Source organism: Brachybacterium sp. ACRRE, assembly GCF_022346485.1.
GTDB classification, from domain to species: Bacteria; Actinomycetota; Actinomycetes; order Actinomycetales; family Dermabacteraceae; genus Brachybacterium; species Brachybacterium halotolerans.
Genome location: NZ_JAKRMO010000008.1, coordinates 1 through 22,401 on the forward strand (window position 1 = coordinate 1; position 22,401 = coordinate 22,401).

Below are 22,401 nucleotides of genomic sequence, written 5' to 3' on the forward strand. Positions count from 1 at the left end.
GAAGAGGCGTGGGGGGGGGGGGGGGGGGGGGGGGGGGGGGGGGGGGGGCCCGCCGCCCCCCGCCGGGCCGCGGCGGGGGGGGGGGGGGCGCCGGGCGGCCGCCCCGGGGCGCCCCCGCGGCCCCCCCGACGCGCCCGGCGCCGGGGGGTTGGGGACGACCCGAGGGAGCTCACCGGTGACGGAATCACCCACTGACCAGTTCGACATCGTCATCCTCGGAGGCGGCAGCGGCGGCTACGCGGCCGCGCTGCGCGGCGCGGAGCTCGGCAAGAGCGTCGCGCTCGTCGAGAAGGACAAGCTCGGCGGCACCTGCCTGCACCGCGGCTGCGTGCCCACCAAGGCCCTCCTGCACGTCGGCGAGGTCGCCGACAACGCCAAGGAGGGCGGCACCTTCGGCCTCGACATCGACGTCAAGGGCGTGGACGTCCCGCAGATGCTCGGCTTCAAGGACAAGGTCATCGGCCGCCTGTACAAGGGCCTCCAGGGCCTCGTGAAGAGCCGCAAGGTCGAGTACGTCGAGGGCTTCGGCCGTCTCACCGGCCCGAAGACCATCACGGTCGAGACCGAGAACGGCACCCGCACCCTGACCGGCGAGAACATCGTGCTCGCCTCCGGGTCCTACTCGAAGTCGCTGCCCGGCCTCGAGCTCGGCGGCCGCGTGCTGGACTCCGAGGCGGCGCTGCAGCTGCCTGAGATCCCGAAGAACCCCATCATCCTGGGCGGCGGCGTGATCGGCGTCGAGTTCGCCTCGGTGTGGAAGTCCCTCGGGGCCGAGTCCGTGACGATCGTGGAGGGCCTCCCCCACCTCGCGGCGAACGAGGACGAGTCGCTCTCCAAGGCCCTCGAGCGCGCCTTCAAGAAGCGCGGCATCGCCTTCTCCCTCGGCATCTTCTTCGAGAAGTGCGAGCAGACCGACACCGGCGTGAAGGTGTCCCTGGCGGACGGCACCGTCTACGAGGGCGACTACCTCCTGGTGGCCGTCGGCCGCGGCCCCAGCACCAAGGACCTCGGCTACGAGGAGCAGGGAATCGAGATGGACCGCGGCTTCGTGCTCGCGAACAAGGAGACTCTCGAGACGAACGTCCCCGGCGTCTACGCCGTCGGCGACATCGTGCCCGGCCTCCAGCTCGCCCACCGCGGCTTCCAGCAGGGCATCTTCGTGGCCGAGCGCATCGCCGGCCTGAACCCCGCCCCGATCATCGAGTCCGGCATCCCGCGCGTGACCTACTGCGAGCCGCAGCTGGGGTCCGTCGGCCTCACCGAGAAGCAGGCCAAGGAGCAGTTCGGCGACGAGGGCGTCGAGACCTACGAGTACGGCCTCGGCGGCAACGGCAAGTCCCAGATCCTGGGCACCACGGGCTTCGTCAAGCTCGTCCGGGAGAAGGACGGCCCGGTCGTGGGCGTCCACATGATCGGCACCAACATGTCCGAGCAGATCGGTGAGGCGCAGCTCATCGTCAACTGGGAGGCCTACCCCGAGGACGTCGCCTCCCTCATCCACGCCCACCCGACGCAGAACGAGGCCCTGGGCGAGGCGCATCTCGCGCTCGCCGGCAAGCCTCTGCACGCCCACGCCTGAGCCGCCCCCAGGAGGAGAAGAACATGTCCGAAACCGTGAAGATGCCGGCACTCGGCGAGTCCGTCACCGAGGGCACCGTCACCCGGTGGCTCAAGTCCGTCGGTGACACCGTCGAGGTCGACGAGCCCCTGCTCGAGGTCTCGACCGACAAGGTCGACACCGAGATCCCCTCCCCCGTCGCCGGGACCATCGAGAAGATCCTGGTCGAGGAGGACGAGGACGCCGAGGTCGGCGCCGATCTCGTCCTGATCGGCGACGGCTCGGGCTCCGGGGACTCCGGGGACTCGGGTGCGAGCGAGGACGCGTCGCAGGACGGCGGCGAGGACCTCGCCTCCGACGAGACCGCCGCCCCCTCGACCGAGCAGTCCGCCTCCGAGCAGCCCGCCTCCTCCGGTGACTCCGAGTCCTCGCAGGACGAGGGGTCGGCGGATCAGGCCCCGGCCGGCGGCTCCGCGAGCGGCACCGAGGTCTCCATGCCCGCGCTCGGCGAGTCTGTCACCGAGGGCACGGTGACCCGCTGGCTCAAGGCGGTCGGCGACAGCGTCGACGAGGACGAGCCGCTGCTCGAGGTCTCGACCGACAAGGTCGACACCGAGATCCCCTCGCCCGTCGGCGGCACGCTGCTCGAGATCCGCGTCCAGGAGGACGAGGACGCCGAGGTCGGCTCCGTGATCGCCGTCATCGGCGACTCCTCCGGCGCCTCCTCCGCCCCGGCCGCCCCGGCAGCCGCTCCCCAGGAGGAGCCGGCTCCGAAGGCCGAGGAGAAGCCGGCGGAGAAGGCCGAGCCGAAGCCCGCGGAGACGGCGGAGTCGAAGCCCGCGGAGAAGGCTTCCGAGCCCGCTCCGGCACCCGCCGCCGCGCCCGCCGCGTCCTCGAGCCCGGCTCCGAAGGCCGCTGATGCCGTCTCCGGTGCCGAGGCCTCCGGGTACGTGACGCCCCTCGTGCGGAAGATGGCGGCCGATGCCGGCGTCGACCTGTCGACCGTGACCGGCTCCGGTCTGGGCGGCCGCATCCGCAAGCAGGACGTCCAGAAGGCGATCGATGCGCAGAAGGCGGCCTCCGCCCCGGCCGCGGCGCCCGCCGCTGCTCCGGCGTCGGCGGCTCCGTCCGGTCAGGCTCCCAAGGTCGAGGTCTCCCCGCTGCGCGGCACCGAGGAGAAGATGTCGCGCCTGCGCAAGATCGTCGCCTCGCGGATGGTCGAGTCCCTGCAGACGCAGGCGCAGCTGACCACGGCGGTCGAGGTCGACATGACCCGCATCGCGAAGCTGCGCACGCAGGCCAAGGACTCCTTCGCCCAGCGCGAGGGCGCCAAGCTGACCTTCCTGCCCTTCATCATGCAGGCGGCCGTCGAGGCGCTGAAGACGTACCCGAAGCTGAACGCGGAGATCGACGGTGACGTCATCAAGTACCACGGCTCCGAGAACATCGGCATGGCCGCGGACACCGATCGCGGACTCGTGGTCCCGGTCATCAAGAACGCCGGCGACCTGAACCTCGCGGGCCTCGCCCGCCAGATCGGCGAGCTCGGCGCGAAGGCCAAGGGCAACAAGCTCGGCCCGGACGATCTGCAGGGCGCGACCTTCACGATCACGAACACCGGCTCCGGCGGCGCCCTGTTCGACACCCCGATCGTGCCGAACCCGCAGGTCGGCATCCTGGGCTGCGGCACCATCGTCAAGCGCCCCGCGGTGATCACCACTGAGGAGGGCGACGAGGTGATCGCCGTCCGCTCGATGATGTACCTGTTCCTCTCCTACGACCACCGCCTGGTCGACGGCGGGGACGCCGCGCGCTTCCTGACCTTCATGAAGCAGCGCCTCGAGGGCGGGGCCTTCGGCTCCGAGCTCGGCCTGTGACGGTCTGATCCGCTCCGGCTGACCCGCCGCAGCGGATCCGCACCGCGGGAGCCCGGCACCGTGATCGGTGCCGGGCTCCCGTGCGTCCGGGGCACCCTGCCCCTCCCTCGGGGCGGTCCTCCGGGGCTACGCCTCGACGGCGCTCGCGGCGCGGACCCGCCAGATGCCGTCCTCGCGGACGAGGTCGAGGAGGACCTCCTGCTCCCCCGCCGCGGGGCGGACCACGACCGCGCCGTCGCTCGTGGTGAGCCGCAGCTCGCCCTGGTCGAGCGCGGCGCGGACGCGGGCGGTCCCGCCCTGCTCGTCGAGCTGCTCGATCTGCGCGCTCGTCACCACCGGTCCTTCTCCCTCGACCTCGACGTCCTGGTAGGCGTCGCGGAGGGCATCGTCCTGCGCGGCGGCGGGACTGCCCTGGGCGCACACGGTCGTCTCCGTCCGTCCCGTCACGTAGTGGTGGCGGCCGAGCGCGAGCTCCTGCACGAGGGCCCTGGGGTCCTCGATCACGGCCGACGCCGCGGCGGGTGCGTCCGCGGAGGGGGACGACGCCGTGTCGGATGACGCCGTGTCCGAGGGCGCCGCGTCGGACGGTGCCGGGGTCTCCGACGGCGCAGCGGACCCGACCGGCACCGGATCCTCGCGGTGCACCAGTGCGGCTCCGACTGCAGCCGCGCCGCCACCGAGCACGAGCACAGTGGCCGCGGCCGCCAGCACCATGCCGCGACGAGGGAGTCGCGGGACCGACCAGCGCGGGCCCCGATGGCGCGTGGGTCCGCCCCGTCCGCGTGCGGGACGCCGTCCTCGTGCGGATCTCGCGGAGGGCCTCCGAGGCGCATGCTCGAGGGCCTCGGCGCCGAGGATCCCCTCGTCGGACGCGAGCGCCTCCGTCGGGTCCGTGCCGCGCGCGAGGCGCGCCCGCCACCCCTCGGACCACGCAGGGGGCGGGGCGGCGAGCGGGACCGGCGGAGAGGAGGGAGCCGGCGCAGCGGAGGCGGCCTCCCCCGGCGTCGGCGCCGACGGGAGTCCCGGAAGCGTGTCGAGCCGCCGGCGCAGCGTGCGCCCCTGGTCCTCGAGCACCGAATCGAGCCAGTGCTGATCCTGCATCCGGGCGCCCACCGATCCGTCCGATCGGAGGGATCGGAGATCCGAGATCACCACCGTGCCGTCGGGCCTCGCCCCCAGTCCTGCGCCGGGCGCGAGGCCGACGACCCAGCCGCGCGCGTGCAGAGCGCTCACGAGGGCCTCGAGATCCTCGCGCGCATCGTGCAGCGCATGGCGCTCGAGCGTGGGCGGTGTCGCCTCCTCCGGCTGGGCCCGGCGCCGTCCTCCGCCGAGCCGCAGCGGAGCGTGCGGCTCCAGGAGCAGCCCGGCCGCGTCCTCGCCGAGCAGACGCGGAGCCGCCCGTGCCCCGTCCCCACCGAGAGCGGCCAGAAGGCGTGCGACGTCCCGCAGACGCGTCCTCTCCTCGCGCGTCGTGGCGCGCACCCGGCACATGCGCCGCCCGTCCCGCTCGACCAGCAGCACCTCCTGGTCGCCGTGCGAGGAGACGACGGCCAGCACGGACTCGGCCGGCTCCTCGCCTCCGGTCGCGGGCTCCTCATGCGCAGTCATGGGCACAGTGAACACCTGCATCCGGTGGTCCCCTCCTCGTCATCCACAATCCGCAGGCAGCGGGCCGGAACCGCGCGCCTCGACGCCCGTGCGGAGGGAGCCCTGGACGCGTCGGTCTGCCGGGGCCGGCGGCGGTAGGCTGGAGGGCGTGCTCGACGTCATCCGCCTCGGTTTCAGCGAAGACCTCCCCGGAGGGGACCGGCACGAGGAGTTCGGGCTCCCGCCGGGCCCCGTCGAGTACCACGCCGCCTGGGACGTGCAGAGGCAGGTCCACGCCGACGTCGTCGCCGGCCGTCGGCCGAACTCGCTGATCCTGCTCGAGCACCAGAGCGTCTTCACCGCAGGCAAGCTCACCGCCGAGAACGAGCGCCCCCGCGACGGCGCCCCCGTGGTCGACATCGATCGCGGCGGCAAGATCACCTGGCACGGGCCCCAGCAGCTCGTCGGATACCCGATCGTCACGCTCCCCGCGCCGATCGACGTCGTCGGCTTCGTGAGGGCGCTCGAGCAGGCCCTCATCGGCGTGGCGTCCGCCTTCTCTCTCGAGACGGAGCCGGTCGAGGGCCGCAGCGGCGTCTGGGTGGTGCGCGAGGGCGAGGAGGACCGCAAGCTCGCGGCCATCGGCATGCGCGTCTCCAAGCGCACCACGATGCACGGCTTCGCCCTGAACTGCGCGAACGACCTCACCTGGGCCGAGAACGTCATCCCCTGCGGGATCGACGACGCCGGCGTGACGAGCCTGAGTGCGGAGCTCGGCCGGAGGGTGCCGGTCGCCGAGGTCATCGACGTCGCCGAGGCCGCCATGACCGATCTCGTGGCGGAGCGCACGTCGCCGCGCTCACGCTGACGCGGCCGCACGGCGCGTGCGCCACTAGACTGAACCGACACCGCGAACGGAGGAGGAACGCGTGACGATCGCTCCCGAGGGACGCCGAATGCTCCGCGTCGAGGCTCGCAATGCCGAGACCCCCATCGAGCGCAAGCCCGAGTGGATCAAGACCCGCGCCGTGATGGGCCCGGAGTACACCGCCATGAAGAAGCGGGTGCACGGCCGCGGCCTGCACACCGTGTGCGAGGAGGCGGGCTGCCCCAACATCTTCGAGTGCTGGGAGGACCGCGAGGCCTCGTTCCTCATCGGAGGTGATCGCTGCACGAGGCGCTGCGACTTCTGCGACATCGCGACCGGCAAGCCCGATCCGCTGGATCCGATGGAGCCCTTCAAGGTCGCCGAGTCCGTCAAGGAGATGGGCCTGCGCTACTCGACGATCACGGGCGTGGCCCGCGATGACCTGCCCGACGGCGCCGCCGGGCTGTTCGCCGAGACCTGCAAGCAGGTGCACGCGCTGAACCCCGGCTGCGGGGTCGAGCTCCTCATCGACGACATCAAGGGCTCGGACACGGCGCTGCAGCAGGTCTTCGACGCGCGCCCCGAGGTCTTCGCGCACAACCTCGAGACCGTGCCGCGGATCTTCAAGCAGATCCGCCCCGCCTTCCGCTACGAGCGCAGCCTCTCGGTGCTCTCGATGGCGAAGTCGGCCGGCATGATCACGAAGTCGAACCTGATCCTCGGCATGGGCGAGACGCCCGACGAGGTCATCGACTCCCTGCAGAGCCTGCACGACGCCGGCTGCGACATCATCACGATCACGCAGTACCTGCGTCCCTCGAAGCTGCACCACCCCATCGATCGCTGGCTCAAGCCCCAGGAGTTCGTCGAGCTGTCCGAGATCGCCGAGGACATGGGTTTCCTCGGCGTCATGGCGGGACCGATGGTCCGCTCCTCGTACCGCTCGGGCCGACTGTGGGCGCAGGCGATGAAGAAGCTCGGCCGCGAGATCCCCGAGAACCTCCGGCACCTCGACCAGGACACCCCCGCCCGGCAGGAGGCGGCGAGCGTGGTCGCTCGCATGTCTGCCGCGCAGGCGGGCTGACACCTCATTTAGGAAGAACCATGGCACGCACCAAGGACACGGACGCCACCGCGGCGAAGCCCAAGAAGCAGGGCCGCATCAAGCAGATGGTGGAGGTCTTCAAGGTCACCCAGGAGGCCGACCGCTCGACCCTGCCCTGGATGATCGGCGCGCTGGTCGTCTCGATCCTCGTGCTGACGATCCTCAGCAAGCTCATCCTGGGCATGATCTGGTACGGCATCTTCCTGGGCATCGCCGTGGGCCTGCTCGCCGCGATGTTCATCCTCGCGCGCAAGGCGGAGTCCGCCGCGTTCAACAGGATCAAGGGCCAGTCCGGCGCCCCGCTCGCGGCCATGCAGTCCATCCGCCGCGGCTGGAACGTCGACGAGGAGCCGGTGCAGATGGATCCGCGCTCGCAGAAGATGATCTTCCGCGCCTCGGGCCGCGCGGGCGTCGCGATCGTGGCCGAGGACGGCACCGGCCCCTCGATGAAGATGCTCGACAAGGAGACCCGACGGGTCAAGCGCGTGCTGAACAACGAGCCGATCCCGATCCATCGGATCGTCGTGGGCGACGGCGAGGACCAGACCCCGCTGCACAAGCTCCCCTCGTACATGACGCGCATGAAGAAGACGCTCACCAAGGACGAGTCGGCAGCCGTGGGCAAGCGCCTCGCGGCGCTCACGCCCTCGCTGCGCACCGCGGTCCCCAAGGGCATCGATCCCACGCGCACCCGCGGCGTGAGCAAGAAGGCCATGATGCGCGGAGGCCGCTGAGGCCGTTTCTCGAGGGATCCTCCGGTCCTCCCCCGCGCACGATGCATCCGGCGCCCTCGCCGTCCTGCCGACCCGATCGGCCCGGACGGCGGGGGCGCTCGCATGTGCGCCCGGGGCCGCTGCCGCCGATTCCGACCCCGGCTCCCGCCGGGCTCCGACCTCATGCCGTCAGGGCCCGAGGGCGCAGCTGTGACCATTCCGTAATATTCGTTACCCAAACGTGACCTCCATGGAACCGCAGGTCAGAGGGCCATCATGAGGCTCGAGGAAGGGCTCGGAAACGCGCCGCTCGGGAGGACGAGGAGAGCCCGTCACGGATGGGGACGAGTCCGGGGCGCGGGCGGCGGGGCATGCACGGATCGTGCGACCGAGGGCTTCCCCCGCGGGCGCTCTCAATTACGGAGGACGGCCTCAGATGCGGACCACGGCGGTCGCCGCGGCGACATCGTGGAGGGGCTGGCGGTCGCGGTTCCAGATGATCCCCGGGGCGACGAGCAGCAGCAGCGCGGTGCGCAGCACGGCGCGCACCAGGATGGGCATCCGCCCGGAGACGGGGGCGACGCGCAGGCGCATCGCGAACTGGCCGATCGTGAGCCCGAAAAGGCTGATGAGCACGATGTTCTCCGCGGCGAAGAGCGCCAGCGTCGCCATCGGGTCGCCCTTCGCGGCGAGCTGCGAGACGAGCAGGCACAGCCCCCAGTCGATGAGCAGGGAGAGCACGCGGCGCCCGAACGGGGCCACGGATCCGGACCCCTCGGCGGGCAGGCCGAGACGCGATCCGGGCACGTACTCCTCGTCCACGGGCGGGCCCTCGAGCCAGGCGCCCAGATCCTTGCGGTCGATCACCGCTCCAGGGTACTGAAGGCGCGCCCGCGCGGCCCGCTCGCGGTGGCCCCGGACGCCGTGAGAGCCGCCACCAGACCGCATCCGAGGACTCCTCCCGAGCCCGCGTCGGCGTCCGGCGGGGACGCCGCAGGGCTTCGGCGGGGACGCGGGAGGATGCCGCCCGTCGGCGTCGGTCGTCGGAGGCGTCCATCCGGGCGTCCTAGACTTCCGGGAGCAGGGTCGCGGCGCGCCGCGATCCCCGGGCGGCGGACGGACCCGGGTCCCCGCCGCCGAGTGACCGCCCCCAGGGGTTCAGCAGCGCATGCGGGAGCATGCGGATGGAGGAGACGTGTTCAGCAATCCCAGTGAGGCCATCAAGTTCATCGAGGAGGAGGGCGTCGAGTTCGTCGACATCCGCTTCTGCGACCTCCCCGGTGTGATGCAGCACTTCAACGTGCCGGCGAGCACCTTCGACGAGGACGCCATCGCGACCGGTCAGCTCTTCGACGGCTCGTCGATCCGCGGCTTCCAGGCGATCCACGAGTCGGACATGAAGCTCGTCCCGGACCTCGACACCGCGTACGTGGATCCCTTCCGCGAGCGCAAGACGCTCGTCATCAACTTCTCGATCGTCGATCCGTTCACCGACGAGCCGTACTCGCGCGACCCGCGCACCGTCGCCACCAAGGCCGAGGAGTACATGCGCTCGACGGGCATCGCCGACACCGCGTTCTTCGCGGCGGAGGCGGAGTTCTACATCTTCGACGACATCCGCTTCAAGACCGAGATGCAGGGCGCGAGCTACCACATCGACTCGGACGAGGCCTCGTGGAACTCCGACCGCGACGAGTCGGACTTCGGCGGCAACCAGGGCTACAAGACCCGCGTCAAGGGCGGGTACTTCCCGGTCTCCCCCAACGACCAGATGGCCGACCTGCGCGACGAGATGGTCGTGCGCCTGCACGAGGTCGGCCTGAACGTCGAGCGCGCGCACCACGAGGTGGGCACCGCCGGCCAGCAGGAGGTCAACTACACCTTCGACACGCTGCGCAAGGCCGCCGACGATGTCATGAAGTTCAAGTACGTCATCAAGAACTCGGCCTGGGAGAACGGCAAGACCGCCACCTTCATGCCCAAGCCCCTGTTCGGCGACAACGGATCGGGCATGCACACCCACCAGTCGCTCTGGAAGGACGGCGAGCCGCTGTTCTACGACGAGCGCGGCTACGGCGGCCTCTCTGACCTCGCCCGCTGGTACATCGGCGGCCTCATCGAGCACGCCCCCTCGCTCGTGGCGTTCACCAACCCCACGGTGAACTCCTTCAAGCGCCTGGTGCCCGGCTTCGAGGCGCCCGTGAACATGGTCTACTCGGCGCGCAACCGCTCCGCGGCGATCCGCATCCCGGTGACCGGCACGTCCCCGAAGGCCAAGCGCCTGGAGTTCCGCGCTCCCGACCCGTCGGCGAACCCGTACCTCTCCTTCGCCGCGCAGCTGATGGCGGGCCTGGACGGCATCCGCAACCGCATCGAGCCGCCGGAGCCGATCGACAAGGACCTCTACGAGCTGCCCCCGGAGGAGCACGCGCAGATCAAGCAGCTGCCCGAGTCCCTCGGCGCCGCCCTGGACGCGCTCGAGGCGGATCACGAGTACCTCACCGAGGGCGACGTGTTCCCCCAGGACCTCATCGAGACCTGGATCTCCTACAAGCGCGAGAACGAGATCGACCCGTTCCGCTTCCGTCCCCACCCCTTCGAGTTCGAGCTCTACTACGACATCTGAGCCGACTCCCCGGTGATCTGACGAAGATCTGACGAGCCGGCCCTCGACCTGCGGCGACGCGCGTCGGGGGCCGGTTCGTCACGTCCGGGTGCGATGAGCCGCGTCCGGGCGCGCTGGGCAGGACGCGATGAGCGGGGCGCGCACTGGATACGATCGCTCCATGCCCGCGCGTGCCCTGCCCTCACGCACCCCGTACGCGCTCGCCCTGCGCTGGCTCGTGCACGTGCTCCTCTACCTGCTCGTGGTGGTCGTCGCCCTGCGCACCCTGGGCGATCTGCCCTCCGCGAGCGCCCTGGCCCGTCTGGCGCTCCTGGTCCTGCTCGTGAGCGTGTACTCGATCGGGGCTCGCCGTGCCGCCGGGCGCGGCGCCGACCACCGCGGGTCGTGGCGCGCGCTCGGCCACCTTCTGCCCGCGGTCCTCGCCTGGGCGGCGTGCCTCGCACTCACCCCGGACGCGACGTGGATCGCCTTCGGTCTCGACTTCGCCGTCCTCTACGCGCTGCCGCTCACCGGCGGCATCGTGGGCCTGGTCCTGGTCACGGGGATCGCCGTCGGCGGCTTCGCGGCCTGGCAGGGCGCTCTCCCCGTCGCCGGTGTCGTGGGGCCGGTGATCGGTGCGCTCGTGGCGCTCGCGGTGGTGCTCGCGGTGCGCGCACTCCAGGAGGAGATCGACGAGCGGACCCGCCTCGCGCGCGACCTGCTCGCCGCGCAGGAGGACCTCGCGCGCACTCAGCGCGACGCGGCCCGCGCCGAGGAGCGCACCCGCATCGCCCGCGAGCTGCACGACACCGTCGCGCAGTCGGCCCTGTCCATCCAGATGCTGCTGGACGCCTCGCGCACCTCGCTCGAGGCCGGGGACTCCCCCACAGCCCTCGGGCACCTGGGCGAGGCCCGGAGGACCGCCGCGCTCACGAGCCGGCAGACCCGCTCCTTCGTCGACCAGGACGCGACCGACGAGCGCGAGGGCATGGACCTCGTCGAGCGCCTGCGCGGCGTGATCGCGGAGATGGCGCCCGCGGCGGAGGCCGCCCCCGACGTGTCCCTCCGCTGCGAGCTCGCCCCCGGCACGTCGGCCCTCGTGCCGGCGCGGACCGCGAGCGGACTCGAGCGGATCCTGCGCTCGCTGCTGGGCAACGTCCTCCAGCACGCCGACGCCGCTCGGGCCGTCGCGACGCTCTCCGCACAGGACGGGGACCTGGTCCTCGACGTGGTCGACGACGGCGTGGGGATGGCGACGGAGAACCCCGGGGACGCCGCCGGGGGCTTCGGGCTGCGCACGGTGAGGGCGCGCGCCCGGGCGCTCGGAGGCGGCATGGCGATCGAGAGCTCCCCGGGTCAGGGGACGGCGGTGCAGGTCCGTGTGCCGCTCGGCGCGCCTCCGCCCGCCGGGGAGGAGACGAGGACGACGGACGAGGAGGGAGAGCAGCGATGATCCGGATCCTGGTGGTCGACGACCATGCGATCGTGCGCCGCGGTCTGGTCTGGGTGCTCGACGCCCAGGAGGACCTGCAGGTGGTCGCCGAGGCCGACTCCCCCGAGGCCGCCCGCGACCGTGCCCGGCGCGGAGACGTCGACGTGGTGCTCCTGGACCTCCAGTTCACGACGAGCAGCCTGCGGGGCAGCGCCGTGATCCCCGACCTGCGCGCAGCGGAGGACCCACCGGCCGTCGTCGTCCTCACCACCTACGACAACGACCAGGACGTGCTCGAGGCGATGGAGGCGGGCGCCTCGGGCTATCTGCTCAAGGACTCCGCTCCCGAGGAGCTGGTTGCTGCCGTGCGGCGTGCCGCGCTCGGATCCCGGGTCGTCGACGCGCGCGTGCGCTCGCGCCTGGACCCCACGGGTCCCGAGGCGCTCAGCGAGAGGGAGCGGGAGGTGCTGCTGATGGTGGCCGCCGGTCGCACGAATGCGCAGATCGCCGCCGAGCTCTTCCTGTCCCAGGCCACGGTGAAGACGCACCTCGTGCACGTCTTCGACAAGCTCGGCGCCGGCAGCCGCACCGACGCTGTCGCCCGGGCTCGGGCGCGCGGGATCCTCAGGCCCGACGCCTGAGCCCTGAGCAGGGGTGCAGGGCCCCGTCGGCCGGAGACCGGGCGGATCAGCCGAGCGCGTCGATCCCGCCGAGCCCGCCCTTGGACTTCAGCAGCGAGACCAGCAGCTGCTGGGGCTGGCTGCAGGTCTCGAGCACGCAGTCGTCGGCCTCGAAGGCCCAGATGCGGCGCAGCGCGGTGAAGGCCTCGAACTCCTCGGGGCCCGTCTTCAGCGGGACCACGGAGTATCCGCCGGCCTCGGGGAGATGGATGATGAAGGCGCCCGTGAGCTCGGGCATCTCGCGCACGGTGCCGTCCTCGTCGAGCAGCGCCTCGGCGTTGACGACAGCGACGCCCTGCAGCGCGTAGTCGCCGCGCACCTTCTTCGAGGTCTTGATGTCGCCGCTCAGCAGCGCGCCGCCGATCCGGACGATGCAGTCCGTGGTGCCCGCGTAGCCCACGGTGTGGTTCACGACGGTCTGCTCGACCTCGACGAACTCGGGCTGGAACTCCTCGAGGAACCTCCCGTAGCCGTTCAGGCGCACCGCGGCGCGCGCCAGGAGGTCCTCGGCGCTCGGCTCCCGCGCGAAGGCACCGTCCTCACGGCGCATGTCCTCGGCGATCGCGGAGACCTGGTCGGGCGTCGGCCGCTCACCGCTGCGGCCCCAGTCCTCGCAGGCTGCGTGCACGAGGGTGCCGAACTCGGAGGCGATCCGGGTGTGCTCCTCGGCCGCCGCGGCGATGCGCTTCTGCGTCCCCCAGCGATCGCGCGAGACGCGGGTGATCTCCGAGGCGGCGCGATCGGGATTGCGATCCAGCCACGCGTACATGTCCAGCGCGCGCTTGGAGGCCATGGTCGCGTACCAGCCCTGCAGGTGGTCCTTCGCGCGCATCCCGGCGACCGTGGTGATCGAGGGATAGACCGGCTTGCCGTCCGGCTCGATGCGGTACATGCGCCCGCGCGCGGTCTGCTCGCTCAGCTTGGGTGTGGTCATGGCTCCTCGGAGGGACGACGGACGGGACGGCCCTGCTCAGGGTACGGCGATCGGCCGCCCACGGGCGGGACGCTGTGGACGGGCGGGCGACGGATGTGTGCTCGCTCTCCCGTCGGTGTCCTCATCCCTCGGGGTTCCGTCCGCCCACGTCCGCATCCGCCCACAGCCCGCCGGTCGCTCGTCACGCCCGACGGACCGGGCCCGATCAGTCGCCGTCGCCGAAGATGATCTCCTCGGCGACGGTGCGCGCGTGGCGGGTGGCGCGCAGATAGTTCTCCTCGAGCTCGGAGGCGCTCGCCTCGTCGCCGTCCACGAGCACCGCGACCGCGTAGAGGTCGATGCGGTCCGCGGGGAGCACGTCGCCCTCCCGGCCGCGCCACAGGAAGATCGCGCGGCGCATCTGCCAGGCGAGGGTCCAGGCCCCCGTGAGGTCCTCCTGCTGCCGCGGCGTGAGCAGTTCCGCGCGTCGGGCCTCCTCGAGGATCCGCAGGGTCGTGGGGCTGCGCAGCTCGGGGACCTCGTGCCCGTGCTCGAGCACGAGCAGCTGGGCCACCCACTCGACGTCGGTCATGCTGCCGCGGCCGAGCTTGAGATGACGGGCCGGATCCGTGCCGCGGGGCAGGCGCTCGGACTCCACGCGCGCCTTCATGGTCGCGATCTCCCGCCGGGCCGATGCCCCGAGGCCGCCGCGGGGATAGCGGTGAAGATCCATGGCGGCCTCGATCTGCTCCTGCAGATCCCGCGAGGCGACCACGACGCGTGCGCGCACGAGGGCCTGCTTCTCCCAGGTCAGGGCGTCGCGCCGGTAGTAGTCGCGCCAGGCGTCGAGGCTGCGGGCGAGCAGTCCGTTGCGCCCCTCGGGCCGCAGATCGGCGTTGACCTTCATGTCCGCACCGGCCGAGGGCGCGTTGAGGATCCGCTGCACCTGGGTCGCGATCGCGACGGCGATCGTGCCGGCCTGCTCCCCCGCGCCGCGGTCGGCGAAGACGAACTGGACGTCGGCGTCGGAGGCGTAGCCCATCTCGCGGGCCCCGAAGCTGCCCATGGCCACGAGGGCCATCTCCACGCCGAGCGCCCGCGAGGGGTCCGAGCGCCTCTCGCGCAGGTCGCGGGCGCTGAGCTCGAGGTCGTCGCGCACGGGGGCGACGTCCTCGCCGATCGCCCCGCGCTCGCGCGCGACCGCGTGGTAGGCGACCAGGAGGCCCGCCTCGAGGACGGCCTCGGCGAGGTCGGTGAGGCCGCGGGCGGCGGCGCGCGCGTCGAGCAGGCCCAGCAGGTGGGCCATGGAGATCCGCAGCAGCTCGCGCAGGCGGGCGCGTCGCAGCAGGTCCTGCGCCGATTCGATGGAGTCGACGCGGCGGATGACGGCGAGGAACTCCTCGTGCAGCTTCTCGCGGCTCAGCGGACGCAGGGTGTCGTCGCGGCCCAGCCAGCGCACGGCCTCCGGGACCTTCTCGAGCTGCTCGCCGACGAAGCGGGAGCTCGAGAGCACGCGGGTCAGGCGACGGGCGGCGACACCGCTGTCGCGCAGCAGAGCGAGGTACCAGTGCGCGGAGCCGATGGTGTCGGACAGGCGCCGGAAGGCGAGCAGCCCCAGGTCGGGGTCGATCCCGTCGGCGAACCATTCGAGCAGCGCCGGCAGCAGCTGGCGCTGGATCGCCGCGCGTCGGGAGATGCCCTCGGTGAGCGCCCGGATGTGGTCGACGGCGCGGCGCGGGTCCCGGTAGCCGATCGCCGCGAGCCGGGCCCGCGCGGACTCGGCCGAGAGCCGCACCTCGTCGTCGCTGAGCTGCGAGGAGGTCAGCAGCAGCGGCCGGTAGAAGATCTCCTCGTGCAGCTGGCGCACGCGCCGCCGGGTGCGCTCGTAGACGCCCCGGAAGTCCTGCGGCGCGATGCGGACGCTGCGCGCGAGGCGGCGGAGGTCGGCCTCTGCCGTGGGCAGCACCTGGGTGCGGCGCATGCGATGCAGCTGCAGACGGTGCTCGACGGTGCGCAGGAAGCGGTAGGCGCCGTCGAGCTCGACGACGTGGCGGCGCGAGATGTAGCCGCCGGTGCCCAGGCGCTCGAGGGCCGGCAGGGTGCCGCGCACGTGCAGGGACTCGTCGGTGCGGCCGTGGACCATCTGCAGCAGCTGCACGGTGAACTCGACGTCGCGCAGGCCCCCGGGGCCGAGCTTGATGTTGCGGTCGGCCTCCGCGTGCGGGATGTGGGCGATGACCCGTCGGCGCATGGCGCGGGTGTCCTCGACGAAGCCGTCGCGGGTGGAGGCCTGCCAGATCCAGGGCTCGACCATCTCCTCGAAGGCGTGGCCGAGCTCCGCGTCGCCGGCGACGAAACGGGCCTTCAGCAGCGCCTGGAACTCCCAGGACTCCGCCCAGCGCTGGTAGTAGCGGCGGTAGGAGTCCAGCGAGCGCACGAGCTCGCCGTCCTTCCCCTCGGGCCGCAGGTTCGCGTCGACCTGCCAGAGCGATCCCTCGCCGGTGCGGTCCGCGCACACCCGGGCGAGCTCGCGGCAGAGGGCGGAGCCGACGGCCGTCATGGTCTGCTCGTCCACGTCCCCGGCGGCGGGCGCGGCGACGTAGACGACGTCCACGTCGGAGATGAAGTTGAGCTCGCGGGCCCCGGTCTTGCCCATCGCGAGGACCGCGAGGCGCACGGTCTCCTGGTCGTCGACGGCGGTGCGGGCGATCGCGAGCGCGGCCTCGAGGGACGCCCCGGCGAGGTCCGCGAGGGAGGCGGAGACGAAGGGCTGGATGGCGACGGGATCGGGCGCCGTGACGTCGGCCGCGGCGATCTGCAGGAGCCGCTCGTGGTACGCGATGCGCAGGGCGTCGCGTCCCTCGCGGCCGCTGAGCGAGGCGAGCGGGATCTCGGCGCCCGCGACCGCGCCGACCGCGCCGAGCATGCGCGCACGCACGTCCGCCGCGTCGAGCGTCAGGGTGTCCTCATCGCTGTGGAGGGCGACGGCCCGATCGGGGTGGCGGGTGAGGAAGTCGCCGAGGGCGACCGAGGTGCCCAGCACCCGGATCAGCCGCTCCCCCGGCCCGCCGGGCTCCCCGACGCTGCCGAGCAGCTCGCCGAGCTCGCGCTCGCGGCCCGCCTCGAGGGAGGCCTCCGCGAAGCGGAGCAGGCCGAGGACGGCCTCGTCGGGATCGGGGACGCGCCCGATCGCCTCCGCCGCCCGGGGGCCGAGGCCCGCGAGGGCGGGCTCGGCGAGGAAGCGCTGGACGCGGTCGGTGCGGGTGAAGCCGAGGCGCGCGAGGGCGCCCGTCGTGCTCGGCGGCTCGGCCGACGAGGACGCGGCCGAGGACGACGGCGAGGGGGACGGGGGCTGCGGGGTCATCCTGCGAAGAAGGAGGTCTCGAGCTCCCGCGAGGTCACCTGTTCGCGGTAGCGCCGCCACTCGTCGTGCTTGTTGCGCAGGAAGAACTCGAAGACCTGCTCACCGAGGGTCTCGGCCATCAGCTCGCTGCTCTCGAACACCTCGAGCGCACGGTAGAGGTCGGTGGGCAGCGGCTCGATGCCCATCGTGCGGCGCTCGCGGTCGGTGAGCTCCCAGACGGTGTCCTCCGCGCCCTCGGGCAGCTCGTACTCCTCCTCGACGCCCTTCAGCCCGGCCGCGAAGAGCACCGCGAAGGCCAGGTAGGGATTGCACGACGAGTCGGTGCCGCGGAACTCGACGCGCGAGCTGGTGCCCTTGGTGGGCTTGTGGAACGGCACGCGGACCAGCGCCGAACGGTTGTTGTGCCCCCAGGTGATGAAGCTCGGCGCCTCCTGCGCGCCCCAGAGGCGCTTGTAGGAGTTCACGAACTGATTGGTGACGGCGCAGTACTCGGAGGCGTGGCGCAGCAGGCCGGCGATGAACTGGCGCCCGGTGCGCGAGAGGCCGTACTCGGCGCCGGGCTCGTGGAAGGCGTTGCGGCCGCCCTGGAACATCGAGAGATGCGTGTGCATGCCCGAGCCGGGATGCTCGATCATCGGCTTCGGCATGAAGGTCGCGACCTGGTCCATGCCCAGGGCGACCTCCTTGACCACGGTGCGGAAGCTGAGGATGTTGTCCGCCGTGGTGAGCGCGTCCGCGTAGCGCAGGTCGATCTCGTTCTGCCCGGGCCCGTTCTCGTGGTGGGAGAACTCGACCTGGATGTTCATCTGCTCGAGGTACTTGATGACCGTGCGGCGGAAGTCCTGGCCCTGCCCCTTGTGGACGTGGTCGAAGTAGCCGGCGTTGTCGACGGGCTGCAGCGGGCGCCCCGGCGCCCACGGCTCCTTGAACAGGTAGAACTCGATCTCAGGGTGCGCGTAGAGATCGAGGCCCTGCGCCGCGGCACGGTCGGCGACCTGTCGCAGCACGCGCCGCGGATCGGACGCCGCCGGCTCGCCGTCGGGCGTGAGGACGTCGCACATCATCCTGCCCGTGCCCTCGACCTCGCCGCGCCAGGGCAGCATCTGGAAGGTCGCGGGGTCCGGGCGCAGCAGCATGTCGGACTCGTACGCCCGGGTGAAGCCCTCGATCGTGGAGCCGTCGATGCCGATGCCCTCGTCGAAGGCGGTCTCGAGGTCCTCCGGCGAGATCGCGATGGACTTCAGCGTCCCCACCACGTCGCAGAACCAGAGGCGGATGAACCGCACGTCCTTCTCGGCGACCGTGCGCAGGACAGCATCGTGGTGGCGTTCCATGGCACCAGTGTGCCGCATGGCGACGACCCCAGACGCGCGGACGCCGCCCCAGCACGATGCGCTGGAGCGGCGTCTCGGAACGGGTGCTCACATCTTGAAGTACCACTTGCCGTCGGTGGCCTTCTCCATCGGGGTCTCGTTCGAGCCCTCGATGCTCAGCGTGATCGTGCCGTCGTCCTCCGCCTTCGCGTCGAGCATGGACTCGTCCACCGCATCGACGAGCTCGGGAGTGAAGGTGTCCATCATTCCGGAGTCCTCGATCTGTTTCGCACAGACCTTGAGCGCGGCCCCGTCGATCGGCTTCTTCGTGCTCGGGTCCATGGCGAAGCCGCAGGCCTTCTTCGCGTCCTTGTCCGCGAGAGCATTCATGAAATCGATGTACCGGGACTTGGCCGCCTTGAGGTCCGCGTCCGTGACGTCGTCCTTCGAGCCCGAGTCATCGGACTTCTCGTCCGAGGAGCTGTCGTCCGACGTGCTGTCGTCCGCCGCCGACGAGTCGTCGGAGGCGGCGTCATCGCTCGAGGAGTCGTCGGCCTCGTCCGAGCTGGTGTCGTCGGCGGCCGACGAGTCGTCGCTGCTGCTGTCGGAGTCCGTGGACTCCCCGGCCTTCACCTTGCCGCCGTCGTCACCGGACGCGTCGTCGGAGCTGCTGCCGCCGCACGCGGCGAGCGAGAGCGCCAGCGCGAGCGAGCCGGTCCCCACGGCGAGGCCCTTGGCGATTCCGCGGATCCTGGTCTTCATCGTTCTACCCCTCGTGATTCGGTGAGTGCCGGCCACGGTCGTGACCGCCGAGTGCCTGAATACTTGCATGGACCCTGGGAGCCCGCCATGGGGAGAACTGCTCATGGGACGGGACAGCGCACGCGTCGATGCCGCACACCCATGCCACCGCCGCCCGCCGAGGCGCCCCGCGGCGGCTAGGCTGGGACGGCCCTGCCGCCGCCGGCAGGCTCCGCATCCGTCGCCGCCCCGTGGAGGATCCCCGTGAACACGTCTGCCGTCCCGATGCCCTCCGAGCGGTCCCACCGCCCCGCGAAGGTGCGCCTGCGCCATCTGCAGGAGGCGAAGGAGGCAGGACGCACGTTCTCGATGCTCACCTCGTACGACGCGCTCAGCGCGCAGGTCTTCGAGGAAGCGGGGATCGACGTGCTGCTGGTGGGCGACTCCGCGGGCACCACCGTGCTGGGCTACGACTCGACGGTGCACACCACCCACCAGGACATGCTGACCTTCACCGGCGCCGTCTCCCGTGCGGTGCGTCGCCCCCTGGTGGTCGCGGACCTCGCCTTCGGCACCTACCAGGTCGACGCCGCCGAGGCCGTGCGCCACGGCGTCGAGCTCCTGCGCGCGGGCGCCGAGGCCGTGAAGCTCGAGGGCGGCGCCGCGCGGGCCGACACCGTGCGGGCGCTGGTCGACGCCGGGATCCCGGTCATGGGCCACCTGGGCTTCACGCCCCAGTCGGTCAACGCGCTCTCCGGGCACCGCGTGCAGGGTCGCGACCACGCCGCCGCGGACAGCCTCGCCGAGGACGCCCAGGCCCTGCAGGAGGCGGGCGCCTTCGCGATCGTCCTCGAGCTCGTCCCGAGCGAGGTCGCCGGACGCATCACCGAGTTCCTCGAGATCCCCACGATCGGGATCGGCGCGGGACCGGACTGCGACGGGCAGGTGCTCGTGTGGCAGGACATGGCGGGTCTGTCCGGCTTCGAGGGCCGCTTCGTGCGGCGCTTCGCCGATCTGCGGGGCGAGCTGCTGCGCGCGGCGAGCGACTACCGCACCGCCGTGGAGAGCCGGGAGTACCCCACGGCCGAGCACTCCTTCGAGTGATGTCCTCGCTCGAGTGACGGCCGCGGGGAGGTCTCACTCCTCGTCCCAGTCCTCGTCCTCGCCCTCCCAGGCCTCGTTCCGCTGGGCGGCGGTCCTCAGCGCGGACGCCGCCTTCTCGCGGGTCGGGTAGGGACCCATGAGCTCGCTGCCCGAGGACTGCTTGCCCTCCTCGACCTCGCCGGTGTCCATGTTGTAGTAGAACTCGCTCTGGCTCATCGACTGCTCCTGACTGTGCGGTGAGAGACTGCCCCCATGACTGTAGAGCAGCGATGGATCCGTCCGGAGGGCCGCGAGGCCCTGGTCCCCGGGAGGGTGGGCTCCTCGCGGGCGGTGCCGGCCTCGATCGAGCGACCGGAGTACGTGGGCAAGGACGAGGCGGTCTCCGATTCCGGCCCCCACGTGCAGAGCCAGGACATCATCGACCGTATGCGCGAGCCCTCCCGGATCGCCGCTCTCGCGCTGCAGGCCGCGGGCGAGGCCGCCGTCCCCGGCGCCACGACCGACGACATCGACGCCGTCGTCCATGACGTCATGGTCTCCCACGGCGCCTACCCGTCGACGCTCGGCTACCTGGGCTTCCCGAAGTCCTGCTGCACGAGCCTGAACGAGGTCGTCTGCCACGGCATCCCCGACTCGACCGTCATGCAGTCCGGCGACATCCTCAACGTCGACGTCACCGCCTTCAAGAACGGCGTGCACGGCGACACCAACGCCACCTTCCTCGTCGGCGACGTCGACCCGCGCGTCGCCGAGCTCGTCGAGCGCAGCGAGGAGGCGATGATGCGCGGGATCCGCGCCGGCCGCGCCGGGAGGCAGGTCAACGTGATCGGCCGCGTCATCGAGAAGTACGTGGGCCGCTTCGGCTACGAGTCCGTGCACGATTTCACGGGCCACGGGGTCGCCGAGGGCTTCCACAACGGCCTGGTGATCCCCCACTACGACTCCGCGCCGATGTTCGACGACGTGATCGAGCAGCGCATGACCTTCACGGTCGAGCCGATGGTCACCCTCGGCTCCCAGGACTGGGAGCAGTGGGACGACGGCTGGACGGTGGTCACGAAGGACCGCTCCTTCACCGCTCAGTTCGAGCACACGCTCGTGATCACGGACGACGGCTACGAACTGCTGACCGTCGTCTGACCATCCCGCGGCGCGGCCCGCCGTCGACCGCGCGGACATGTCCTGCACGCGGGCGATGTCCGGTTGATCCCGTCCGCTCTGTCACACTGTCACCAGCTCGCGGGCACCGGCCCGGACGGAGCGCCATCGGAGGGCCCGCGCTGCTCGGTTCGCGGCCCGTGCGAGGAGAGACCATGAGCAAGGAAGCATTCGGCATCGACATCGGCGGCAGCGGCATCAAGGGCGCCCCGGTGAACCTCAAGAAGGGCAGGCTCGCCGACGACCGGCTGCGCATCCCCACCCCGCAGCCCTCGGTGCCCGACGCGGTCGCCGACACCGTCGCCCAGCTCATCGGCTCCTTCGACATCGACGAGGACATGCCGGTGGGCGTCACCTTCCCCGCGGTCATCCAGCACGGCGTCGCCAAGACCGCGGCGAACGTCGACGACTCCTGGATCGGGACCGACGTGGACGCGCTGCTGACCGAGCGCACCGGCCACGACGTGTTCGTGGTCAACGACGCCGACGCCGCCGGGATCGCCGAGATGGAGTTCGGGGCGGGCGCCGGGCAGAAGGGCGTCGTGCTGATCACCACGCTCGGCACGGGCGTGGGCAGCGCGCTGTTCAACGACGGCGAGCTCGTGCCGAACACCGAGCTGGGCCACATCCTGTACAAGGGCGAGAGCTACGAGAAGTACATGGCCGACTCGGCGCGCGAGCGCAGCCACCTGAGCTGGGCGGAGTGGGCCGAGCGTCTGCAGGGCTACTACGAGCTGCTCGAGTTCCTGTTCACGCCCGATCTGATCATCGTCGGCGGCGGGGTCTCGAAGAAGCACGAGAAGTTCCTGCCGCTCCTGGACCTGAAGGCCCCGATCGTCCCCGCGGGGCTGCGCAACGAGGCCGGCATCATCGGCGCGGCCGTGCTCGCCCGCAAGGAGCGCAAGAAGCTCAAGAAGGACAAGAAGGACAAGAAGAAGGGCTGACCTGCATGACCGAGGACAGCAGGCGCACGGGGTATCCGTGCGGTGGGGCGCCGGGGCGGACCAGCCGGCCTGTAAGCCGGGTTCTGTGATCGGCAGTCATCCCTCTCGGATCGCCGTTGCCGACGACCTCCAGCGGCCTACCCGGGGACTCGGTCCGGCGACCTGCGAGCGTCCCCTGTCTGGCCTTGCTCCCGGTGGGGTTTACCGTGCCGGCCCTGTCACCAGGACCGCGGTGGTCTCTTGCACCACCCTTTCACCCTTACCGGCCCGCAGCACGAGGCTGCGGGCAGGCGGTCTGCTCTCTGTGGCACTGTCCCGCGGATCGCTCCGGGTGGGTGTTGCCCACCACCGTGCCGGAAGGAGCCCGGACTTTCCTCGGCTCCGCGGCGCATCCCGGAGGATGCGCACGAAGACGCGACTGCCCGGCCGACTGGTCCGC

At 71.7% G+C, this 22,401-nt stretch carries 18 protein-coding genes and 1 other RNA gene; 11 read left to right on the forward strand and 8 right to left on the reverse strand.

Annotated elements, in window-relative coordinates:
* The first annotated feature begins 175 nt into the window (after positions 1 to 175).
* Together lpdA and sucB are read left to right on the forward strand one after the other, a co-directional pair.
* Positions 176 to 1,579, forward strand: a complete 1,404-nt coding sequence (gene lpdA, locus MHY49_RS03660) for a dihydrolipoyl dehydrogenase (RefSeq protein WP_200500739.1) — start codon at positions 176 to 178, stop codon at positions 1,577 to 1,579.
* A gap of 23 nt (positions 1,580 to 1,602) precedes the next feature.
* Positions 1,603 to 3,435, forward strand: coding sequence for a 2-oxoglutarate dehydrogenase, E2 component, dihydrolipoamide succinyltransferase (sucB, locus tag MHY49_RS03665; RefSeq protein ID WP_239202675.1), 1,833 nt, complete (start codon positions 1,603 to 1,605; stop codon positions 3,433 to 3,435).
* A 126-nt stretch (positions 3,436 to 3,561) separates the two neighbouring features.
* Here the strand turns inward: sucB and MHY49_RS03670 are convergent, their stop codons facing one another.
* Entirely contained in the window at positions 3,562 to 5,043 is a 1,482-nt protein-coding gene (locus MHY49_RS03670; protein ID WP_239202677.1) for a hypothetical protein, read from the reverse strand.
* 148 nt (positions 5,044 to 5,191) lie between these two features.
* On the opposite strand from MHY49_RS03670, the gene lipB reads away from it, so the two are divergent.
* The 3 genes from lipB to MHY49_RS03685 all read left to right on the forward strand — a co-directional run bounded on the left by lipB (position 5,192) and on the right by MHY49_RS03685 (position 7,729).
* On the forward strand, positions 5,192 to 5,890 hold the full coding sequence (gene lipB, locus MHY49_RS03675) for a lipoyl(octanoyl) transferase LipB (RefSeq protein WP_239202679.1): 699 nt from the start codon (positions 5,192 to 5,194) through the stop codon (positions 5,888 to 5,890).
* Between the two features lie 61 nt (positions 5,891 to 5,951).
* Positions 5,952 to 6,974 carry a lipoyl synthase gene (gene lipA / locus MHY49_RS03680; RefSeq protein WP_200500743.1) on the forward strand — a complete coding sequence of 341 codons (1,023 nt, stop codon included), beginning with the start codon at positions 5,952 to 5,954 and terminating at the stop codon, positions 6,972 to 6,974.
* 20 nt (positions 6,975 to 6,994) lie between these two features.
* Positions 6,995 to 7,729, forward strand: a complete 735-nt coding sequence (locus MHY49_RS03685) for a DUF4191 domain-containing protein (RefSeq protein WP_239202681.1) — start codon at positions 6,995 to 6,997, stop codon at positions 7,727 to 7,729.
* A 411-nt stretch (positions 7,730 to 8,140) separates the two neighbouring features.
* Here MHY49_RS03685 and MHY49_RS03690 read toward each other — a convergent pair whose 3' ends face one another.
* A complete protein-coding gene (locus MHY49_RS03690) occupies positions 8,141 to 8,575 on the reverse strand; it encodes an RDD family protein (RefSeq protein ID WP_239202683.1) in 435 nt (144 codons plus the stop codon).
* Positions 8,576 to 8,903: 328 nt separating this feature from the next.
* Between MHY49_RS03690 and glnA the strand changes: the two genes are divergently transcribed.
* From glnA to MHY49_RS03705, 3 genes are all read left to right on the forward strand, one after another.
* Positions 8,904 to 10,334, forward strand: a complete 1,431-nt coding sequence (glnA, locus tag MHY49_RS03695) for a type I glutamate--ammonia ligase (protein WP_152352907.1) — start codon at positions 8,904 to 8,906, stop codon at positions 10,332 to 10,334.
* Positions 10,335 to 10,494: 160 nt separating this feature from the next.
* Positions 10,495 to 11,766 (forward strand): sensor histidine kinase, encoded by a 1,272-nt coding sequence (locus MHY49_RS03700; protein ID WP_239202685.1) that lies wholly within the window; start codon positions 10,495 to 10,497, stop codon positions 11,764 to 11,766.
* Positions 11,763 to 12,386, forward strand: coding sequence for a response regulator transcription factor (locus MHY49_RS03705; RefSeq protein ID WP_152352905.1), 624 nt, complete (start codon positions 11,763 to 11,765; stop codon positions 12,384 to 12,386). The genes MHY49_RS03700 and MHY49_RS03705 overlap by 4 nt, the downstream gene beginning before the upstream one ends.
* A 46-nt stretch (positions 12,387 to 12,432) precedes the next feature.
* On the opposite strand, the gene MHY49_RS03710 is transcribed toward MHY49_RS03705, so the two are convergent.
* The 4 genes from MHY49_RS03710 to MHY49_RS03725 form a co-directional block, all read right to left on the reverse strand.
* Entirely contained in the window at positions 12,433 to 13,359 is a 927-nt protein-coding gene (locus MHY49_RS03710) for a PD-(D/E)XK nuclease family protein (protein ID WP_239202687.1), read from the reverse strand.
* 205 nt (positions 13,360 to 13,564) lie between these two features.
* Positions 13,565 to 16,702, reverse strand: coding sequence for a bifunctional [glutamine synthetase] adenylyltransferase/[glutamine synthetase]-adenylyl-L-tyrosine phosphorylase (locus tag MHY49_RS03715; RefSeq protein ID WP_239202689.1), 3,138 nt, complete (start codon positions 16,700 to 16,702; stop codon positions 13,565 to 13,567).
* On the reverse strand, positions 16,699 to 18,036 hold the full coding sequence (locus MHY49_RS03720; protein WP_200500751.1) for a glutamine synthetase family protein: 1,338 nt from the start codon (positions 18,034 to 18,036) through the stop codon (positions 16,699 to 16,701). The genes MHY49_RS03715 and MHY49_RS03720 overlap by 4 nt, the downstream gene beginning before the upstream one ends.
* Positions 18,037 to 18,123: 87 nt before the next feature.
* The gene (locus MHY49_RS03725) at positions 18,124 to 18,777 is read right to left on the reverse strand and encodes a hypothetical protein (protein WP_239202690.1); all 654 of its coding nucleotides are present in this window, start codon (positions 18,775 to 18,777) and stop codon (positions 18,124 to 18,126) included.
* Between the two features lie 264 nt (positions 18,778 to 19,041).
* On the opposite strand from MHY49_RS03725, the gene panB reads away from it, so the two are divergent.
* The gene (gene panB, locus MHY49_RS03730) at positions 19,042 to 19,860 is read left to right on the forward strand and encodes a 3-methyl-2-oxobutanoate hydroxymethyltransferase (RefSeq protein ID WP_239202802.1); all 819 of its coding nucleotides are present in this window, start codon (positions 19,042 to 19,044) and stop codon (positions 19,858 to 19,860) included.
* Between the two features lie 33 nt (positions 19,861 to 19,893).
* Here the strand turns inward: panB and MHY49_RS03735 are convergent, their stop codons facing one another.
* Complete coding sequence (locus tag MHY49_RS03735) at positions 19,894 to 20,076, reverse strand: SPOR domain-containing protein (protein ID WP_200500753.1); 183 nt, start codon at positions 20,074 to 20,076, stop codon at positions 19,894 to 19,896.
* Positions 20,077 to 20,112: 36 nt separating this feature from the next.
* Between MHY49_RS03735 and map the strand changes: the two genes are divergently transcribed.
* Together map and ppgK are read left to right on the forward strand one after the other, a co-directional pair.
* Positions 20,113 to 21,000 carry a type I methionyl aminopeptidase gene (gene map, locus MHY49_RS03740; RefSeq protein ID WP_239202691.1) on the forward strand — a complete coding sequence of 296 codons (888 nt, stop codon included), beginning with the start codon at positions 20,113 to 20,115 and terminating at the stop codon, positions 20,998 to 21,000.
* Positions 21,001 to 21,173: 173 nt separating this feature from the next.
* Complete coding sequence (ppgK, locus tag MHY49_RS03745; RefSeq protein WP_239202694.1) at positions 21,174 to 21,962, forward strand: polyphosphate--glucose phosphotransferase; 789 nt, start codon at positions 21,174 to 21,176, stop codon at positions 21,960 to 21,962.
* A gap of 56 nt (positions 21,963 to 22,018) precedes the next feature.
* Here the strand turns inward: ppgK and rnpB are convergent.
* An RNA gene (gene rnpB, locus MHY49_RS03750) (RNase P RNA component class A) lies at positions 22,019 to 22,396 on the reverse strand.
* Positions 22,397 to 22,401 lie beyond the last annotated feature (5 nt).

Bases quoted from the DNA above. Each gene is read 5' to 3' on its own strand.
- sucB (WP_239202675.1), top strand. From the start codon at position 1,603: ATGTCCGAAACCGTGAAGATGCCGGCACTCGGCGAGTCCGTCACCGAG.
- MHY49_RS03670 (WP_239202677.1), bottom strand. From the start codon at position 5,043: ATGACTGCGCATGAGGAGCCCGCGACCGGAGGCGAGGAGCCGGCCGAG.
- MHY49_RS03685 (WP_239202681.1), top strand. From the start codon at position 6,995: ATGGCACGCACCAAGGACACGGACGCCACCGCGGCGAAGCCCAAGAAG.
- MHY49_RS03700 (WP_239202685.1), top strand. From the start codon at position 10,495: ATGCCCGCGCGTGCCCTGCCCTCACGCACCCCGTACGCGCTCGCCCTG.
- MHY49_RS03705 (WP_152352905.1), top strand. From the start codon at position 11,763: ATGATCCGGATCCTGGTGGTCGACGACCATGCGATCGTGCGCCGCGGT.
- MHY49_RS03710 (WP_239202687.1), bottom strand. From the start codon at position 13,359: ATGACCACACCCAAGCTGAGCGAGCAGACCGCGCGCGGGCGCATGTAC.
- MHY49_RS03715 (WP_239202689.1), bottom strand. From the start codon at position 16,702: ATGACCCCGCAGCCCCCGTCCCCCTCGCCGTCGTCCTCGGCCGCGTCC.
- MHY49_RS03720 (WP_200500751.1), bottom strand. From the start codon at position 18,036: ATGGAACGCCACCACGATGCTGTCCTGCGCACGGTCGCCGAGAAGGAC.
- MHY49_RS03725 (WP_239202690.1), bottom strand. From the start codon at position 18,777: ATGAAGACCAGGATCCGCGGAATCGCCAAGGGCCTCGCCGTGGGGACC.
- panB (WP_239202802.1), top strand. From the start codon at position 19,042: ATGCCCTCCGAGCGGTCCCACCGCCCCGCGAAGGTGCGCCTGCGCCAT.
- MHY49_RS03735 (WP_200500753.1), bottom strand. From the start codon at position 20,076: ATGAGCCAGAGCGAGTTCTACTACAACATGGACACCGGCGAGGTCGAG.
- map (WP_239202691.1), top strand. From the start codon at position 20,113: ATGACTGTAGAGCAGCGATGGATCCGTCCGGAGGGCCGCGAGGCCCTG.
- ppgK (WP_239202694.1), top strand. From the start codon at position 21,174: ATGAGCAAGGAAGCATTCGGCATCGACATCGGCGGCAGCGGCATCAAG.